The organism is Synechococcus sp. N32 (genome assembly GCF_900473895.1).
In the GTDB taxonomy this organism is placed as follows: Bacteria; Cyanobacteriota; Cyanobacteriia; order PCC-6307; family Cyanobiaceae; genus Parasynechococcus.
The window spans coordinates 20,961-35,342 of sequence record NZ_UCND01000003.1; the positions used below are offsets into that span (position 1 = coordinate 20,961).

The window sequence follows — 14,382 nt, forward strand, 5'->3', positions numbered from 1 at the left end:
CTCAGAACTTTTAATAGCTTTAATCCCCATTCCGCAGGAGCAGGTCGAACTATTGTTTGCTCAAACTGTGATTGATTTTTGTTGTTTTTTGAGCCAGTCATAATTACTAAAAGGCGCTACGAACGCAGTGCTTTTGGCGCCCCCTTAGACCAAACCGAAACTATTTCATTTTCTGGGAAAGCACTCGCCAATCAATAAAAATTCAGCGAGAGAGACTTGAGTTCATTAAGTTAGGCAAGCAAAACCCCAAGCCAATGATCAGGCATTACGCCAATGAGTCTTGGGACAAGATGCTCATAACAGCGGGGCTGCGTTGCAGGCCATCAGTTCGGGAAGATCAATCGTTTTTTCGCTAAGACAGACGGACCCAGCAGTTTGCCGCTGACGTGGGTCCGCGTCCCGGCCGGAGCCCTCCAGAACGGGACGCATCTCAAATACGCCAGTAACAACAGTCGATTCAGCGTGAATTGATACCGACCAAGGCATTTTGTTACCAGCAGAAAAAAAGGAGTGGGGCCAGAGTGACGCCATGAGCAACACCAATGATCTGCACGGATGGGATGAGGGCCTGCGTCGGCCAATGGGAGGCGACCCTCTACAAGAACCCGTCATGGCGGCGATCTTCGGCTATAGGTTCAACGACGAGTTATGGCGACTTAACGACCAGGGTTATCCAGAACTTTTGTTAGAGCCCATGCTCGGCCGGTGGGAACAGTTGCACGATCCCGAGGGTTAAACCTGAAGATGGTGCTCACCACCAGTCAGATAACACTGATCTGACTCCCCGGATCGCTCATGACTGAGGAGTCAGTGGTGTTATCAGCGCCCAATGGTCATTGAAGAAACCATTGGATGGACGTTCCATTGCGGCAGAACTTCCGAAGACACCATCACCCTGGCTGGGGTTCACTGCCGTGCAGATGACGCAATGGCAGTGACCAAATGTGCTGCTTTAGAGCGCAGGGGGATGCGAACCCCTGAAATCAGCCAGAAAAATCACTCGGACGGGGGAGGTGGGGTCACCCCATTTCGAAGACCTTGTCTTCAGAGAAATCAAATTCATGAAAGATCTTCCGCGCACTGCTGCTTCCGGTTTGGTTGGTGGGGTCGCTGGTGCCCTGATGGGTGCCACCGCTTGTACAGCCCGTCAGGCCCTTGAAGCTGCTGGCCACCACGTGGCTGGATTGATCTGCCTGGGACGAACCCCCGCAAGGGAGCGCAGGCGGTGATTTAAGATTCCGTTGTCGCTTCGGCGGCGCGCCGGGATAGCTCAGTTGGTAGAGCAGGCGACTGAAAATCGCCGTGTCCCCAGTTCAAATCTGGGTCCTGGCATTTCCCAAAAACGCCTAAAAGGCACGTGAAAGCACCGTATCTGGTGTTGTTACGTGCCTTTTTAGTGCTTCAAGCACCTAATTGAATTTTGCCGAAATGGTAGGGGAGCAGTAGGGGAGCACTCCCTTTCGATCAGACGGGGAAAGGTCCCCAGATTTCCCCTACCCAAGGGCAAAAAAAGACCCCTGGAGTGCCCACACCCCAGAGGTCCCGTCCTCTCGTTCTGACGCCCCATCACCTTCTTCCTGGTCTTCTCCGGTGGGGAGTAGGAGAACCGTCAGACAAGGTGGTGAGGACCGCTCATGGTTCGGTCGCCCGTAAGCAATAAAAAAGGCGGCAGGGAATGCCGCCCAATCGGGGTATGAATGCGTCGAACCGGGTGGTCCATGCCCAGCATCACCGGCGCAAAGGAAGCGTCGAGAGGACTTTTTACAAACTGCCAAAAAAATGGGGGTGTTCCCTAAGCACCCCCGCGTTCGACGCATCGCCCCCTTTCACCGAAAAGGAAGCATCCAGAGGATGACGCGAGGGATGGCAACACAACGTCGCCATAACGACTGAACGACTACTTGGGTCACGGGACGCACAAAAAAGGAGGGCTCCCTAGTCCCTCCCAAGAAGACGCATTCACCCCACCAGAGAGGGTTGATGGAACTTTCACGTCCCTGGAGTGCTGCCGCCATCCGTAGAAGCGCGCATTTAAAAGGGGGGTGCGGCCCCCCCCCTGAAGGTCGTTGAGACCTGGTTACTGCTTCAGCGGTCTCTGACCTCATTCCTGTTCTAAGGGGGTTCAGAGCACCGGGGCATGAGAGGAACTACCCCTTTCTGCGCCCCATGGACACAAAAAAAGGACCGGTATCCCTATCGGTCCTTCGGAAACTGAAAGTGCCGCTGGGCGGGACGACGCCGAGCGACGACCACCCTCACCGATGAGGGGGGACTGCCGTGGGTGCCGTGAGCGTTTTCCAAGAAAAGACCCAGGAGTGTTTGACCTCCTGGGTTCCTCGCTCTCATGCGATACGACTGGTCTAACACCACCTAATAAGCATTTGTGCTTACGGGTTGCCGAACCGCTGGGGCGTCCAGTGCTCACACCTGAAGAAGCGCGAGCGCCAAGCAGGAACAATGTGCTGCCACACACGGCAAATACCGCTGAAACCAGGTTCTCCCTGGAAGTTCTGGCAATTGGCGCACTTAGCAGACATGCCAGGGAAGTGACGATCTTTCAACTGTCTAATCCCAGCGGAAGCAAGACGTCAGACGCTGCTTCAAGGTTCTTCAGCAGAAACGCCCCAGTCAGGAGTCTTCAGAGGTTTCCGACCCTGCCTCTAAAGATGCTTACCCATGAAGAAGGGCGGGAGTGACCCGCCCCTTGGCACCTAACCCCGTCCTAATGAAGTGCGGTTCCGTAGGTGTCGTGTTCTCTTTCTAGGGATACAGGAAAGGCACGCCATCCGCAGAAAGACCTGCTTCAGGGTTCAGCAGTCGCACCCCAAAGCGGTCTTGTCTTCTTCCACCCCTGCGTTTGAAGCGACTTCCACAACTGCTCCGCGGCGTCTTTCCTCAGATACCGACGCTCCTTGAGCAGCGGCGGACCTTCGGGCATCTGACGCCCTCGGTCGATAAAGACCTTGGGATCTCTTACCCAGGCGGAGTTGTCCTGGTGAAACCGCCAGACCCAATGGTCGTTGGCATCGATCAACCATCCCTCTTGCATCACGCCACCTCCGGGCACCAACCCATTTCCGCTTCCCTGCGGACCATCCAGTTGCGACACCTCTTCGTCAGGTGCTCGCCATGTGGAACCTGACGACGCTGAAGACCACAGGTCAGCAACGTGTGGCAATGCTGGTCGCAGACATAAGAGAAGTGCTGGCACGTCATACAGACGCACGACGATCTGGTCTGCTTCAGACCATCCACAAAGTCCCATTCCTCTTCCGCCATCGAACCCTCCTCAGGTGTAGTACACATGTTCTACACCTGGTTGGCGGAGTTTGGTCAAGAGCGAAATCGGAAGAAAGTGCCGCTGGTGGCGCTGAACGATGGGCACGAACAAGATGAGTGTGGGCAAAGTCCAGTCGTCGTGAGAACTTTCCGAGAAAAACTCTTCCACTCGTTGAACTCTGAGGACGAGCGAGGGGAAGCGACTAATGCCGTCAAAGCGATAGGTCTGCTGATCGCCTTGTCAATCGGTTTGGCAGTTGTGGCGACAGAACCTGTTGTCCGCTCATCACTGGGAGATTTACTCGTAAAACTTGATATCACGGTCGCAATAATCTTTCTGATCGAATACATCTTGCGACTCTGGGTTGCTCCACTTAGGAAAGGAGCAAGAAGAGGCATTCGAGGTGTCTGTGACTACGCCATTACGCCACTGGCAATCCTGGATCTAATTGCAATTGCCCCAACCATCCTAGGTTTCATCACTCCGGAACTGTATTTGCTCAGGATTATTCGACTGGCACGCATTGGGCGTGTAGGTCGTTCAAAGCGTTTTCGCAAGAGCATCAGGCACTTCAACGAGGCGATCACTGCCAAGAAGGAAGCACTTCAGATTTCTGCGATTTACTCGGGGATCGTCATCTCCGCAAGCAGTATTTTGATGTTCTTGGCAGAGGGAAATGTTCAGGAAGAGCAGTTCGGATCAATACCAAGATGCCTTTGGTGGGCAGTGGTTACCGTGACAACGGTTGGTTACGGCGACACTTATCCAGTGACAGCACTGGGAAAATTGGTGGCAGCATTGACCGCCATAAGCGGAATTGCAGTGATCGCCATTCCGATCGGAATCATCTCAGCGGGTTTTACTGAATCCCTAGGGTCAGAGACTTCTAAAGAAGACTCTTAAATGCTTGCAGAGTATTGGCAAACTCCTCCGCTTTTCCAGGATCGCTGAACATATATTTCTCACAAATTCCAGACCCCGATCTAAAGGTAATTTCTCCATATTCGATCACAGGCAACTGGCGATTTTCGGCATACCGCTTATCCCTGCTTCCGTCTTTATTCGACTTTTCCCACACCTCTCCAACCTGCTGACTATCTGGAGGAATTGCATCGGTTTCCACAAATCTTGTCGCTTCGTATTCAACCTCCAGTTCTGTGATATCGAGGATGCCCATCCGTGATGGCGACTCAAACATCACGAAGAATCCTGAATACATGTAAATGTCTGCGCCATTTCGATTGAGGAAAACCAGGGGGGTCTCAGGGGAAGTGATCCCTGGGAGGTCTTTCCGCAGACACTTTGTGATCGACCGCTCGACGCTCATCGAAGCAGCAGAGCGCGATTTGACCCGATCGATGTCGGTGCCCGAAGTGATGTCCCAAATGCAGGAACAACGGGTAAGTGCATCGAAGGTGCTTTGAACATTTTGATGAGCGGAACTGCAGTCGGCATCCATCTCCACCGCGAGCGAAACGGCAGATGCGGCAATGGATTCGATCACCTCCTTCAGAGCATCCTGTCGCCCCTTGATTCCTGCCTGGATGCTCCTTTTGAGGGAGGGCACGAAGAAGTAGATCAGGCAGACCTTGGACAAAACCTCCCCAAAACGCAGGAGAGACAGAGACCCCTTGATGGACTCAGCATCACTGGTCAGTTCTTGCTTTTGGCGATTGGCATCGATGACTGCCTGCTGGAGTCCTTGAAGTCCTTCGCTGGTGACCGCAAGAGGGTCGGCGCTGATGAAGGAGTAATCAGGTGCCGCGACTTCACATGCTTCATCAGGAGCGAACTCTTGATCCGCACCTTCATCTCGCGCACTACCGCCATAGTCACCAACCTTTTGCCTGCTGTAGACACCTGTTCCAGGAAGACCAAGGTTCCGATAAACGCCGTCTGACCTGAATGTCAGGGAGGCACCCCTGACACCCGTATTGGCGCTGATCCCGCTCTTGCTGAGGTTGATGTAGACGCCAGGAATGACCTTGATGCGCTTGCGGAATGCCCACGCCATCTATCGGTGTCGAATGCTCCATCAACTTTGGCGCTAGTTCATGAGTGTTCCAACAACCGATCGGAAACAAGAACACTCAGCAGAAACCTCTGGCACTGGGATCTAGGTGTTCCAAAAACAGCGTTCGGTTGCTATGGTTTCTGAAACGACCCTTTTTGGAACAGTGACCTCCCGAAGCATTGGTTACGCAAGGACCAGCGGCGGTGGAGACACCAAGCAAGCGGCGGGTCTGGAGGTTCAGGTCAAGGCGCTGAAGGATGCAGGGTGCGCTGTGGTTTTCCAAGAGATCGTCAGCACCCGCACCGCAGAAAAAGACCGCGCACAACTCCAGGCAGCACTCAATGCAGTGGCGAATGGCGATGAACTCGTCATCACCGCTCTGTCACGTCTTGGCAGGACTCAGCGTGAAGTGATCAACCGCCTGCACGACCTCCAGGAGCAAGGCATCCACGTCCGGACCCTTGATGGTCTGGTGAACACCAAAGCGATGGGAAAGATGGCACCCGTCCTCATTGGTCTGCTGACAGGACTGAATGAGGTGGAACGTGAGATGACCCGTGATCGGGTGATGGAGTCGATTGAGCACCGCAAAGCAACGGGTGGTTCGATCGGCGGACGCCCAAAGACCAATCAGGCAAAGGAACGCCTGGTGCTGCGCCTAAGGGACGAGGGATGCTCCTATCGCTCCATTCGTGAGCAGACAGGACTGGCGCTCTCAACAATCCGTCGGATCATTGCTGAACAGGAGGCGGTGTCGTGCTGAAAATCCTTGTTGGAGTTGGACTTGGGTTCCTTCTCTTCACCAACCCAGAGGCAAGGCAGATCACTGCAGACCTGCTGAGAGCAACTGCCAATGCGATTGCTCCTGAGGAAGACGGCAAGACATTTCAGGACAGGGTCAAGGATGCCGTGGTGGAGAAAGTTATGGAGGAGCAATGAAAGCACTCCTCCTCCTTCTGGTCACAACACTCCCAGCAGCAGCAGTTCCACTTCCATTGGTCTGCGAACTGGCAAGTGAAGAGGTCCCTTCAATCAAGGTGCTGCTGACTGAAAGAACTGCTGTCTCCCTCAAGGGTGAGTTGCTCCAGGGAAACAAGACCTTGGGAACCTTCCAGACAGGTCAATCCAACGGATACGGGAGCGTCTGGTGGTCCTTCCATGACCAGCACGACAAGAGTGATGGAACCTCAGTGCTCTTCAAGGACGACCAGCACTGGAACCCTCACCGACGCACGCCCAGACCCTCAGAGACGAACAGGGTGCTGTTCGTAGGGTTTGCTTCTGACCTTTGGTATTGGAAGAACCCTGAAGCACCTGGTGTCTTCAGGGGGAACAGAGATCTCCTCAAGGCAGCAGCAGGGTTCTGGACCATCTCTGAAAGATGTCTTGGTGGTCGGATCATGCGTGGTTAAAACCACTCCCCACCAATTCGGTATCAACTACGCACTCAATTCAGAATTTCTTCCGTGAATCTTCGGGGAGCATTGGCACAACAGGGATCTCAGCGTCCTTAGTTTGCAAGAAATTCACCTCAGACGTCATGTGCCCACCTGACATTTCCAGTCTCAAGTGGGGCGATGACGGCGACTTGTCTCCTAATGACACTCTGAACCTGGTGGAGAAATTGACCAGAGCAGAACAAGAGTCCAAAGAGGCAAGCGGAGCGACACTCAATTCCAGTTCTCTTTCCAAAGAGGATCCCTCCTAAGAGTCTTAAGCGCTGGGTACACAAAGGGACATGGCAAGCGGGCAGTTCCGAGTCCAAGAACTGAATCCGTTTATGGAATGGCACCTTCACACCACTGCAACGTCTTTGGAGGTCGCCTCTGAAGAAGCAAAGAGGATCGCCAGGATGATTGGACGAAGAACACGAGTCCTGAACGAAGACGGAACAGTCCTTACTGAGGTAGATCCGTGAAAGTGCAACGTGATGGACAACCGCGAAGACGCAGAGGAGGCAGCAAAGGCAAGGAACCCTCACGCCAAGGTCATCGCCAGAAACCCTGTCTGCCGGTAATCCTTAGGCAGAGCAATCAATCTTCCTCATCAAGGATTCCTTGTAGAGCAAACAACTTGTCCTGCTCCTCCTCTCCAACAATCACATGGACCGCCGTGCCGTCAGGAAGGGAGTAGTCCTCAGTAATAACAGCATCAGGATGGACTCCCAAAGAGACCTTCTGACCTTCCAGAAGCATGTAGCAGTGATGGTTCATGCCTTGAAGGGGAGTTAGTCCACATGCTGACGGGAGAAGGAGAAAGAGCACCCAAAGCACAAACAACTTTACGGATTTAAGTTCCATTCAATCCACAAATACTCCATATTCCCTCAATAGCATTTGACATAATAGTGATTATTCAGTAGAATATCTTTACCAGGATTGATAAGTAAATTAGAAACTATTTGATACTCAATTGTTTTGATCTCTTAACATGAACTGTCAGTCAAACTCCTAAAAAGCATAAGCAGGTTTGTCCTCTTTGATCTGAGGGGTATATCTAAACAGGTTCTAAAGGGACGAAAAACTATAGGACCCGTTCCCGAAGGGAACAATCCCCGAAGGGGATTCAATTTAAATGTCCAAATAAATATGATTGGATTTTGTAGTTAAAGACTGCAACCCAAAAGAGACCAGTCGCAGCAACTGGTTTCCTAAATAATTGAGACTCCAAGAAAGCACCTAATTCGCACACAAGAAACACCATTATGAAAGCAAATACACCACGTTTCAACATGACCTACAGCAGGCATGAAGCACCTGTATTGATTCCTATTGAGTATGAACTAATGAAGCAATTAGGAATTGACCGAAGTTCTCTGCACAAGACGGCAATCAAAGAGTTTTACAACCGCCGTCAGCAATCAGCGCTGAACCTGATTTGAGGCAGACATGGCAAAGACAATCAAGATCTCAGACGTTCATTACCAGATGCTTATTGATATAGGCAAACACTGGAGGATGAAACCAGATGACTTGGTGGGGGAACTGGTTCAGGAGGCGTACTCAAGCAAGAGCAAGAAGAAATAAAAGGAGTTTGAAATTAAAGAGTCTCAAGGACCTCCAGAGGCAACCAAATCAAAAAGCAATAACGAATCCATTTTCTCAAAAAAATTCGTCCCAAAATTTTTGGCAGCAGGGTTTGACTGGTGTTGATCGGTGCGATTTAAGAGTCATCGCCAACCCGCTTGATGTTTGACCACTTCCCTGGAGTGATTGCTGCCCGTGCCTTTGCTGCTGTCTTCTCACGCTGGATAAAGCGCAAATAGCGCTCCTCCAGCATCTTGGGCGACGTATGACCGTTGCCTGCGAAATCCCTGATGTATTGAGTGGTCCCGAGTTCTGGGTAGTCCTCCAGTGTCAAGCGAAAGGCAGTGTGGCGGCAGGTGGTCCAATCAATCCCCTTGGTTGAGATGCCTGCCTTCTCACACGCCTTCTTGAGAAGGAAGTTGATGGTCTCTCCAACGTTGCTCTCGTTTTCACTACCTTCCGTCCTCTTGATGTGGGGGAAGTTCAACCATCCCTTTGGTTTCCTCTTGAGGATGCGGCGGACATTCTCCAAGGCATCAGGTCGATAGGCATAGGTGTCGTGCTTATCCCTATCGCCCTTCGTTTTCTCAAGGAAGCAGATGACCTGAGGTTCTCCCGCATCAGTGAGTTGATCGCTGAACCACTCACTTCTCAACCGAGGAGCGTCCTCACTTCGGAGGTAGTAAAACCACTCCAGGTGGAGCGCGTCATACAAATCCACCCAGTTCCGAGAGTTCTGACGGTTCGTCGGTGTCCAAGGCAGTTCCCGATATTCCTCCGCCGTCAGAGACCGACGAGCAGAACCACCAGACAGTTCGGCAATAACGCGAACCAGTTGCTCCCATTCCTGATGGGTGAAGTGCCGCTTCTGACGCACGCTCTTCTTGATCGCAGGAAACTCAGGGCAGGACAGCGCGGGAAAATCTGCCTTCGCCTCTTTGAAGAGGTTGCGGATGAGGGTCTTGTACTGCCTTCTGGTCTCTTCTCCTGAGTTGCCCTTTGCTTCACAGTTCTCCCTGACGAGACGGAAGAACTCCAAAAAGTCGTTGCTCGTGATCGCCTGAATGCTTTTGACCGTCGCCCAGGGTTGAACGCCTATGCCTGTGGTCCCGTTCCAAAGGTTCCTCTTGTCGCTCAACCAGCGGTTTTGGTTACTCCGTGGTTCCAGTTCCGCCTTGGCATACCAACGCTCCCAATAGACCGACAGAGCGTGTTGCTTCTCCACTTCCCGCACTTGGGACTGTGAGAGAAGGTCCTGCCACTTCTTTTGAGAGGCAGCGACCGCGACCTTTGCTGCTTCCCAGGGGTCGGTGGTCCCGCAAGTCCCCTCTATATAAATGCGCTTTCCCCGCCCCCGATTGGTTTTGCCAGCAAACGGACGAGGGTCATCTGCTTTCTCCGGCAGGAAGCGCCACTGGAGGTTCTTGGTCTTTCTGCTGTTCGCGCTGGGTTTCTGACGGACGACCGACAGAGAGGTGTGGGGGATATTCCCTTTCCCCCCCAGGTCGCGCACCACGTTGAGGGTGTGAAGGGTGCCGTCTATCCATTCCTGTGGCAGCGACGGTCCCATAGAGTTCCCCTACCGAAACACCTTCCAGGAGTGGTTCGGACCTACCGCAATTATCCCAATGGTATGGGAGCGGTATGGGAGCAGCAAGCAAAAACGCCTGTAAAGGGCATTTTCAGTATCGCTGCTATACAGATTGAGCGTTTTAAGGGGCGAATTGTCGCAACGCCCCCAGTTCAAATCTGGGTCCTGGCATCACATTGATGCCAAAACTGCCGTGTCATTCATCTCACCAGATGCAGGCACAGATCGTGTTTTCGATAACGCGGACAGTTTCGCCATGGTGTTTGACCGCACCTGGAAGCAACTGCGAAGCAGCAACAAGGCTGAACTCAGCCAGGAGGAGCATCTCGAAGCCGTGCTCGAGGCGATGGCTGATCACCCCTTTCTAATCAGTTCCCCAGACATGGCACGCCAGGTGGCTGCCTTCCGGATCAGGTTGCTGGAACTGGCCTGATCAAGCGGAGAGCAGATCGATCTGGGGATCATCCACATATTCCGTGTCATCGCTGAGGGGCTCATCACTGAAGGCCTCATCCTCGACTCGGTCGTCATCCATCTCCCCCCCCATCTCCATTTCAGGAGCTTCTGGAGAATCGTGATCGTGCTCTGCTGAAGCCTCCTCGGCTTGGGAATCAGCGTGAAGCTCCACGACCTCGCCTGTGCTCAGACGATCCCGAAGCATCCGCACCTTTTCTTCACTGGCCAAGAGCAGTTCGCCGGCGTCATCACTGACCGCAGCGATCTCCGCATCTTCCAGCTGCTGGCCCTCAACGGCGGCCAACCGCGTCTCCAGCTCCATCAAGCGGTCCGCCAGCGTTTCCACCACCTCACTGAGACTGAGCAGATGGGTGCACAGCTGTTGCTCGAACGCGGTGCGCGGGGAGGTGGTGGTCACCGGGCTGGCCTCGTGTTGAGAAATTTCGCTGATGGTATCGATGCTGAGCTTCGTGTCCACGGCTCTGGGAAAAGCCACGACTGGCCTACATTCCCCAGGGCTTTCAAGCGGTTGAAGAGATGTCCAGGCTGAAGACAGGGCTGAAGGTCAGTGCCTGGGTCGCCGTCTTCATTGTTGCCGTCGTTTATCTGCAGCGATATGGCATCGCACCGCTGCAAAGCGCCGTGAATGACATGGGCATCTGGGCCCCACTCGGCCTGTTCCTGCTGCGGGGGGTGAGCATCATCCTGCCGGCGCTGCCCAGTTCGGTGTATTCCCTCCTAGCCGGCTCGCTGCTGGGCTTCAAAGCGGGCTACCTCACGATCATCCTTTCGGACCTGGTGTTCTGCAGCGCGGCTTTCTTCATTGCCCGTCGCTGGGGACGCGGACCAGTGAGCCGTCTGGTAGGGGCCAGCGCAATGAAACGGATCGATGGCTTCAGCAAGAACCAGCTTGAGGGCAACTTCTTCCTGATGACAGGCCTGCTGATGACCGGGCTGTTTGATTTCCTCAGCTATGCCATCGGGATCAGCCGCACCCACTGGCGTCTATTCGCTCCCGCCCTGCTGATCAGCGTGCTGATCAGCGATTCGATCCTCGTGGCCGTCGGAGCAGGCGCCGCTCAGGGCGCCAGCCTCACCTTGGGCTTGGCTCTATTGGCCATGTTTGCTCTGGCCACCATCACCGGTGTGCTGAAAAGGAAATCCTCAGAGGCGCCCTCCAACACCCACTCCTGACAGGAGCCCTGGAGGATGACAGCCGATCCATGTCGATTCCCACGAACCGCTGACTGGGTCGAGGAAATTACTAGACACTGGTTACATTCGAGTTGATCGGCGTTTCTCGATGAGCGCACTGGCAGATCCGAGAATTGCTGTTCTGCAGAACCAGGCCGGTAGCAGCGGTGAGATTGATCTACCTGTGGGAGACGGCTGTTTTCGGATCAACCTCCGTGATGAAAACATCGCGCTCTGGCAGGAGACATTTGATCAACACACCACGGCGGCCAACCTTCTGCTGGCTTGCGAAGAAAGCAATGGTGATCTCAAGGACACCCGCCTGACCTGGGTGGTGGGATCTGCCATCCGTACAGCGACGGCCTCAAGCCCAGACGCCGTCGGCTGGCTGTTGTCGCAGTTGGGGGTACCAACAGAACTCACGGAAGCAGCCATCACCCGTTGCCCTGGATTGGGTGATGACCTGGTGTGGGCCTTCTACCTTGAACGCCACGGCTGGCTGATCGCCACACCGGTGGCCAGCGTCAACCCTTGAGTCTTCAAAACACCGACTTCAAGACCCTGGTGCAGACCGCACAGGTTCAAGGATTAAGCATCAACCAGGAATTGCCGCAGGCCACGCGCAGCATTGTTGAGCGTGCTGATCAAGCCCAACGGCAGCTCACGAGCGATGAGCTCGCAACGATCTGCCAGGTCTCCGGCATTGATGAATCGCTCGCCGACAACCTGATCCAACGATCGGACCAACTAGTGAACCAGGCACGGGGACATCTGCTTGAAACCCAGCCGCATCTGGTGCAACCGGGCGGGGCTCTTCATCCAGAAGACAGAGCAGATGCCTGCTGGCGCGACTGCTGGAACTTTCTACGCGTGATCATTTACGCGGTGGCCTGCAACCAGAGCTGCTTTACAAACCCCAGCGGCATGGCCGCCCTGAGGGAGTTGTACATACGAATGAATGTGCCCATCGAGGGGATGAACATCGCCCTCGGTCAGCTCAAAGAGAATGCACTGGAAGGGGTCTCGGGATCGAACCACCGGCAGTTGATCCGCGACTGCTTCCAGCACCTACACGCCGAGCTCAACAAATCTGCAGTTAAGAGCTGATAAGCACCACAACCAAAACCTTTTGATCAAGAGAGGATCACACCCAAGTATTTCTACTCACGGAGCACCCCATGGCCATCCCGCTTCTTGGGTACCCGCTCAACACCCAAAACGGCCGCGTTAGCAATCTCGCAGGCGACAACAGCACCATCAAGCCCCAAACGTATGCCTCCTCTGCAGCAGGCGATGACATCGCCAGAACAGAGATGGACAGCTTGATCGAACAGGCCTATCGCCAGGTCTTCTTCCACGCGATGCGCAGTGATCGCGAACCATTCCTGGAATCACAGCTCCGAAGCGGCAACATCACTGTTCGGGATTTCATCCGTGGTCTGCTGCTGTCGGAACGCTTCCAGCAGGGCTACTACCAGTGCAACTCGAACTACCGGATGGTGGATCAGGTTGTGGGACGCGTGCTTGGGCGCCCGACCCATGGCGACGCAGAACGCCGGGCCTGGTCGATCGTGATCGGTGAAAAGGGCTTTACCACTTTCGTCGACGCCCTGCTCGACAGCCCGGAATACATGAACTGCTTCGGGTACGACTTGGTGCCACAGCAGCGCTCGCGCGTGCTGCCCGGGCGCCCCCTTGGGGAAATCCCGATCTACCAACAATTCCCACGCTACGGAACCGACTGGCGCGACGCCCTTCAAGATCGGGCGCCCATCCATCAAGGCGCGCCGTCAGAGCGACTGGAGGTTGCTGCCACTTGGGTGAACGAGGAACCCCCTGCTTTCGCTCTCAAGCTCTGGCTTGGCCTGTTTGCCGTCGGTGGATTCGAAATCGTGCGGGTGCTACTTACCATCGTTGTCGCAATGCTGCGCAACTGAGATGTCGATGCCCAAATCTGGGGCTTTAAATCTGCGTGAGTGGACGGCACCCGAAACCTGCGGAGCAACAAGCTCAGTCACAAATCCAGTCGATGCTCGAGGGGCTGACTGGAGCGGTCAGGACTTGGGAGAACTCGACCTAAGAGAAGCCAAGCTCTGTCGCTGTGATCTGCGCGGCACAAACCTGAGCCAGTGCCAACTCGAAGGCGCTGATCTACGCCTGGCCCGTTACGACCAAACCACCCTGGCGCCTGAGGGCTTTGCACTAAACACAAGCGGTGCCGTTGGGCCCGGGGCGAAGCTGAATGGGGCTTTTCTCAACAGCACAGATCTGCGCGGGATGGACCTCAGGGGAAGCGTGTTGATGGGCGCCTATCTGAGTGGTTCAGATCTGAGTGGAGCTTTGCTCGATGGCGTTTCCTTAGCAGGCGCTGACCTGCGATCAGCCACGTTTCGCGGCGCCATGTGCCGGGGAACCCGCTTCGGAACCTGCGAGATGGACATGGCCGATCTTCGCGGTGCCAACCTTGAGGGGGCAGCTCTCGAAACCGTTACGTCGATTCGCGGGGCGGACTTTTCGCTCTGCACCGGGCTGGAGGATCAAATTGGTGCTCTGCTCAGTCGATCCGTCCAAGAACTCGACTGCTGGAATCCGATGACCCGCTCCACAACAAGGGCGAGCCTTGAGTCCCTGATCAAGGGGCAAGGGCAGGACGCCTAAAGCGAGCCATTTGAATCCAAACTTTTCCTACAGAACCCGCCGAGATCGCCGTCAAGGCGGGGGAATCAGTGCGTGACGCAACAGTCGGACACAATTGATTGAGGTTTATAAAGAATGCTCTTCGGGCGTGAGCTTCTGAAGGACTATTAGTCCAACCACTGCG

At 54.4% G+C, this 14,382-nt stretch carries 18 protein-coding genes and 1 tRNA gene; 14 read left to right on the plus strand and 5 right to left on the minus strand.

What is annotated here, in order from left to right; translation table 11 throughout:
* The first annotated feature begins 529 nt into the window (after positions 1-529).
* The 3 genes from DXY35_RS12520 to DXY35_RS00360 all read left to right on the plus strand — a co-directional run bounded on the left by DXY35_RS12520 (position 530) and on the right by DXY35_RS00360 (position 1,332).
* On the plus strand, positions 530-736 hold the full coding sequence (locus DXY35_RS12520; protein ID WP_170950463.1) for a hypothetical protein: 207 nt from the start codon (positions 530-532) through the stop codon (positions 734-736).
* 325 nt (positions 737-1,061) lie between these two features.
* Positions 1,062-1,229, plus strand: a complete 168-nt coding sequence (locus DXY35_RS12525) for a hypothetical protein (protein ID WP_170950464.1) — start codon at positions 1,062-1,064, stop codon at positions 1,227-1,229.
* A 30-nt stretch (positions 1,230-1,259) separates the two neighbouring features.
* Positions 1,260-1,332 (plus strand) — tRNA-Phe (locus DXY35_RS00360).
* A gap of 1,471 nt (positions 1,333-2,803) precedes the next feature.
* On the opposite strand, the gene DXY35_RS00365 is transcribed toward DXY35_RS00360, so the two are convergent.
* Positions 2,804-3,109, minus strand: a complete 306-nt coding sequence (locus DXY35_RS00365; protein ID WP_371681714.1) for a DUF1651 domain-containing protein — start codon at positions 3,107-3,109, stop codon at positions 2,804-2,806.
* Positions 3,110-3,304: 195 nt separating this feature from the next.
* Between DXY35_RS00365 and DXY35_RS00375 the strand changes: the two genes are divergently transcribed.
* Positions 3,305-4,183, plus strand: coding sequence for an ion transporter (locus tag DXY35_RS00375; protein WP_115080274.1), 879 nt, complete (start codon positions 3,305-3,307; stop codon positions 4,181-4,183).
* On the opposite strand, the gene DXY35_RS00380 is transcribed toward DXY35_RS00375, so the two are convergent.
* Positions 4,167-5,294 (minus strand): DUF4236 domain-containing protein, encoded by a 1,128-nt coding sequence (locus DXY35_RS00380; RefSeq protein WP_115080276.1) that lies wholly within the window; start codon positions 5,292-5,294, stop codon positions 4,167-4,169. The two genes, DXY35_RS00375 and DXY35_RS00380, sit on opposite strands and share 17 nt — an antisense overlap.
* Before the next feature lie 163 nt (positions 5,295-5,457).
* Here DXY35_RS00380 and DXY35_RS00385 point away from each other — a divergent pair, with 163 nt between their 5' ends.
* The 3 genes from DXY35_RS00385 to DXY35_RS00395 are packed head-to-tail and all read left to right on the plus strand — an operon-like array spanning position 5,458 to position 6,706.
* Positions 5,458-6,057, plus strand: a complete 600-nt coding sequence (locus DXY35_RS00385) for a recombinase family protein (RefSeq protein WP_115080473.1) — start codon at positions 5,458-5,460, stop codon at positions 6,055-6,057.
* The gene (locus DXY35_RS00390) at positions 6,051-6,233 is read left to right on the plus strand and encodes a hypothetical protein (protein WP_115080278.1); all 183 of its coding nucleotides are present in this window, start codon (positions 6,051-6,053) and stop codon (positions 6,231-6,233) included. Before DXY35_RS00385 ends, DXY35_RS00390 begins: the two co-directional genes overlap by 7 nt.
* Positions 6,230-6,706, plus strand: a complete 477-nt coding sequence (locus DXY35_RS00395; RefSeq protein ID WP_115080280.1) for a hypothetical protein — start codon at positions 6,230-6,232, stop codon at positions 6,704-6,706. Before DXY35_RS00390 ends, DXY35_RS00395 begins: the two co-directional genes overlap by 4 nt.
* Positions 6,707-7,327: 621 nt before the next feature.
* Here the strand turns inward: DXY35_RS00395 and DXY35_RS00400 are convergent.
* Positions 7,328-7,507 (minus strand): long-chain fatty acid--CoA ligase, encoded by a 180-nt coding sequence (locus tag DXY35_RS00400; RefSeq protein WP_137006682.1) that lies wholly within the window; start codon positions 7,505-7,507, stop codon positions 7,328-7,330.
* 518 nt (positions 7,508-8,025) lie between these two features.
* Between DXY35_RS00400 and DXY35_RS13005 the strand changes: the two genes are divergently transcribed.
* Positions 8,026-8,175 (plus strand): hypothetical protein, encoded by a 150-nt coding sequence (locus DXY35_RS13005; protein WP_206749204.1) that lies wholly within the window; start codon positions 8,026-8,028, stop codon positions 8,173-8,175.
* A gap of 281 nt (positions 8,176-8,456) precedes the next feature.
* Here the strand turns inward: DXY35_RS13005 and DXY35_RS00405 are convergent, their stop codons facing one another.
* Positions 8,457-9,836 carry a hypothetical protein gene (locus DXY35_RS00405; RefSeq protein ID WP_206749205.1) on the minus strand — a complete coding sequence of 460 codons (1,380 nt, stop codon included), beginning with the start codon at positions 9,834-9,836 and terminating at the stop codon, positions 8,457-8,459.
* 268 nt (positions 9,837-10,104) lie between these two features.
* Here DXY35_RS00405 and DXY35_RS00410 point away from each other — a divergent pair, with 268 nt between their 5' ends.
* Positions 10,105-10,344 carry a hypothetical protein gene (locus tag DXY35_RS00410; RefSeq protein WP_114987387.1) on the plus strand — a complete coding sequence of 80 codons (240 nt, stop codon included), beginning with the start codon at positions 10,105-10,107 and terminating at the stop codon, positions 10,342-10,344.
* Here the strand turns inward: DXY35_RS00410 and DXY35_RS00415 are convergent, their stop codons facing one another.
* The gene (locus tag DXY35_RS00415; protein WP_244272814.1) at positions 10,345-10,785 is read right to left on the minus strand and encodes a hypothetical protein; all 441 of its coding nucleotides are present in this window, start codon (positions 10,783-10,785) and stop codon (positions 10,345-10,347) included. It lies immediately after the preceding gene.
* 119 nt (positions 10,786-10,904) lie between these two features.
* Here DXY35_RS00415 and DXY35_RS00420 point away from each other — a divergent pair, with 119 nt between their 5' ends.
* From DXY35_RS00420 to DXY35_RS00440, 5 genes are all read left to right on the plus strand, one after another.
* Positions 10,905-11,561, plus strand: coding sequence for a TVP38/TMEM64 family protein (locus tag DXY35_RS00420; protein ID WP_115080287.1), 657 nt, complete (start codon positions 10,905-10,907; stop codon positions 11,559-11,561).
* Positions 11,562-11,670: 109 nt separating this feature from the next.
* On the plus strand, positions 11,671-12,096 hold the full coding sequence (locus DXY35_RS00425; protein ID WP_115080288.1) for a hypothetical protein: 426 nt from the start codon (positions 11,671-11,673) through the stop codon (positions 12,094-12,096).
* Entirely contained in the window at positions 12,093-12,668 is a 576-nt protein-coding gene (locus DXY35_RS00430; RefSeq protein WP_115080290.1) for a phycobilisome polypeptide, read from the plus strand. Before DXY35_RS00425 ends, DXY35_RS00430 begins: the two co-directional genes overlap by 4 nt.
* Before the next feature lie 71 nt (positions 12,669-12,739).
* Entirely contained in the window at positions 12,740-13,498 is a 759-nt protein-coding gene (locus DXY35_RS00435; protein WP_115080292.1) for a phycobilisome rod-core linker polypeptide, read from the plus strand.
* Position 13,499: 1 nt separating this feature from the next.
* Positions 13,500-14,219: a pentapeptide repeat-containing protein gene (locus tag DXY35_RS00440; protein WP_115080293.1), complete on the plus strand. Its 720-nt coding sequence runs from the start codon at positions 13,500-13,502 to the stop codon at positions 14,217-14,219.
* Positions 14,220-14,382 lie beyond the last annotated feature (163 nt).

Coding starts and splice junctions, on each gene's coding strand:
- DXY35_RS12520 (WP_170950463.1), top strand. CDS start 530: ATGAGCAACACCAATGATCTGCACGGATGGGATGAGGGCCTGCGTCGG.
- DXY35_RS12525 (WP_170950464.1), top strand. CDS start 1,062: ATGAAAGATCTTCCGCGCACTGCTGCTTCCGGTTTGGTTGGTGGGGTC.
- DXY35_RS00375 (WP_115080274.1), top strand. CDS start 3,305: ATGTTCTACACCTGGTTGGCGGAGTTTGGTCAAGAGCGAAATCGGAAG.
- DXY35_RS00380 (WP_115080276.1), bottom strand. CDS start 5,294: ATGGCGTGGGCATTCCGCAAGCGCATCAAGGTCATTCCTGGCGTCTAC.
- DXY35_RS00395 (WP_115080280.1), top strand. CDS start 6,230: ATGAAAGCACTCCTCCTCCTTCTGGTCACAACACTCCCAGCAGCAGCA.
- DXY35_RS00400 (WP_137006682.1), bottom strand. CDS start 7,507: ATGAACCATCACTGCTACATGCTTCTGGAAGGTCAGAAGGTCTCTTTG.
- DXY35_RS13005 (WP_206749204.1), top strand. CDS start 8,026: ATGACCTACAGCAGGCATGAAGCACCTGTATTGATTCCTATTGAGTAT.
- DXY35_RS00420 (WP_115080287.1), top strand. CDS start 10,905: ATGTCCAGGCTGAAGACAGGGCTGAAGGTCAGTGCCTGGGTCGCCGTC.
- DXY35_RS00425 (WP_115080288.1), top strand. CDS start 11,671: ATGAGCGCACTGGCAGATCCGAGAATTGCTGTTCTGCAGAACCAGGCC.
- DXY35_RS00435 (WP_115080292.1), top strand. CDS start 12,740: ATGGCCATCCCGCTTCTTGGGTACCCGCTCAACACCCAAAACGGCCGC.
- DXY35_RS00440 (WP_115080293.1), top strand. CDS start 13,500: ATGTCGATGCCCAAATCTGGGGCTTTAAATCTGCGTGAGTGGACGGCA.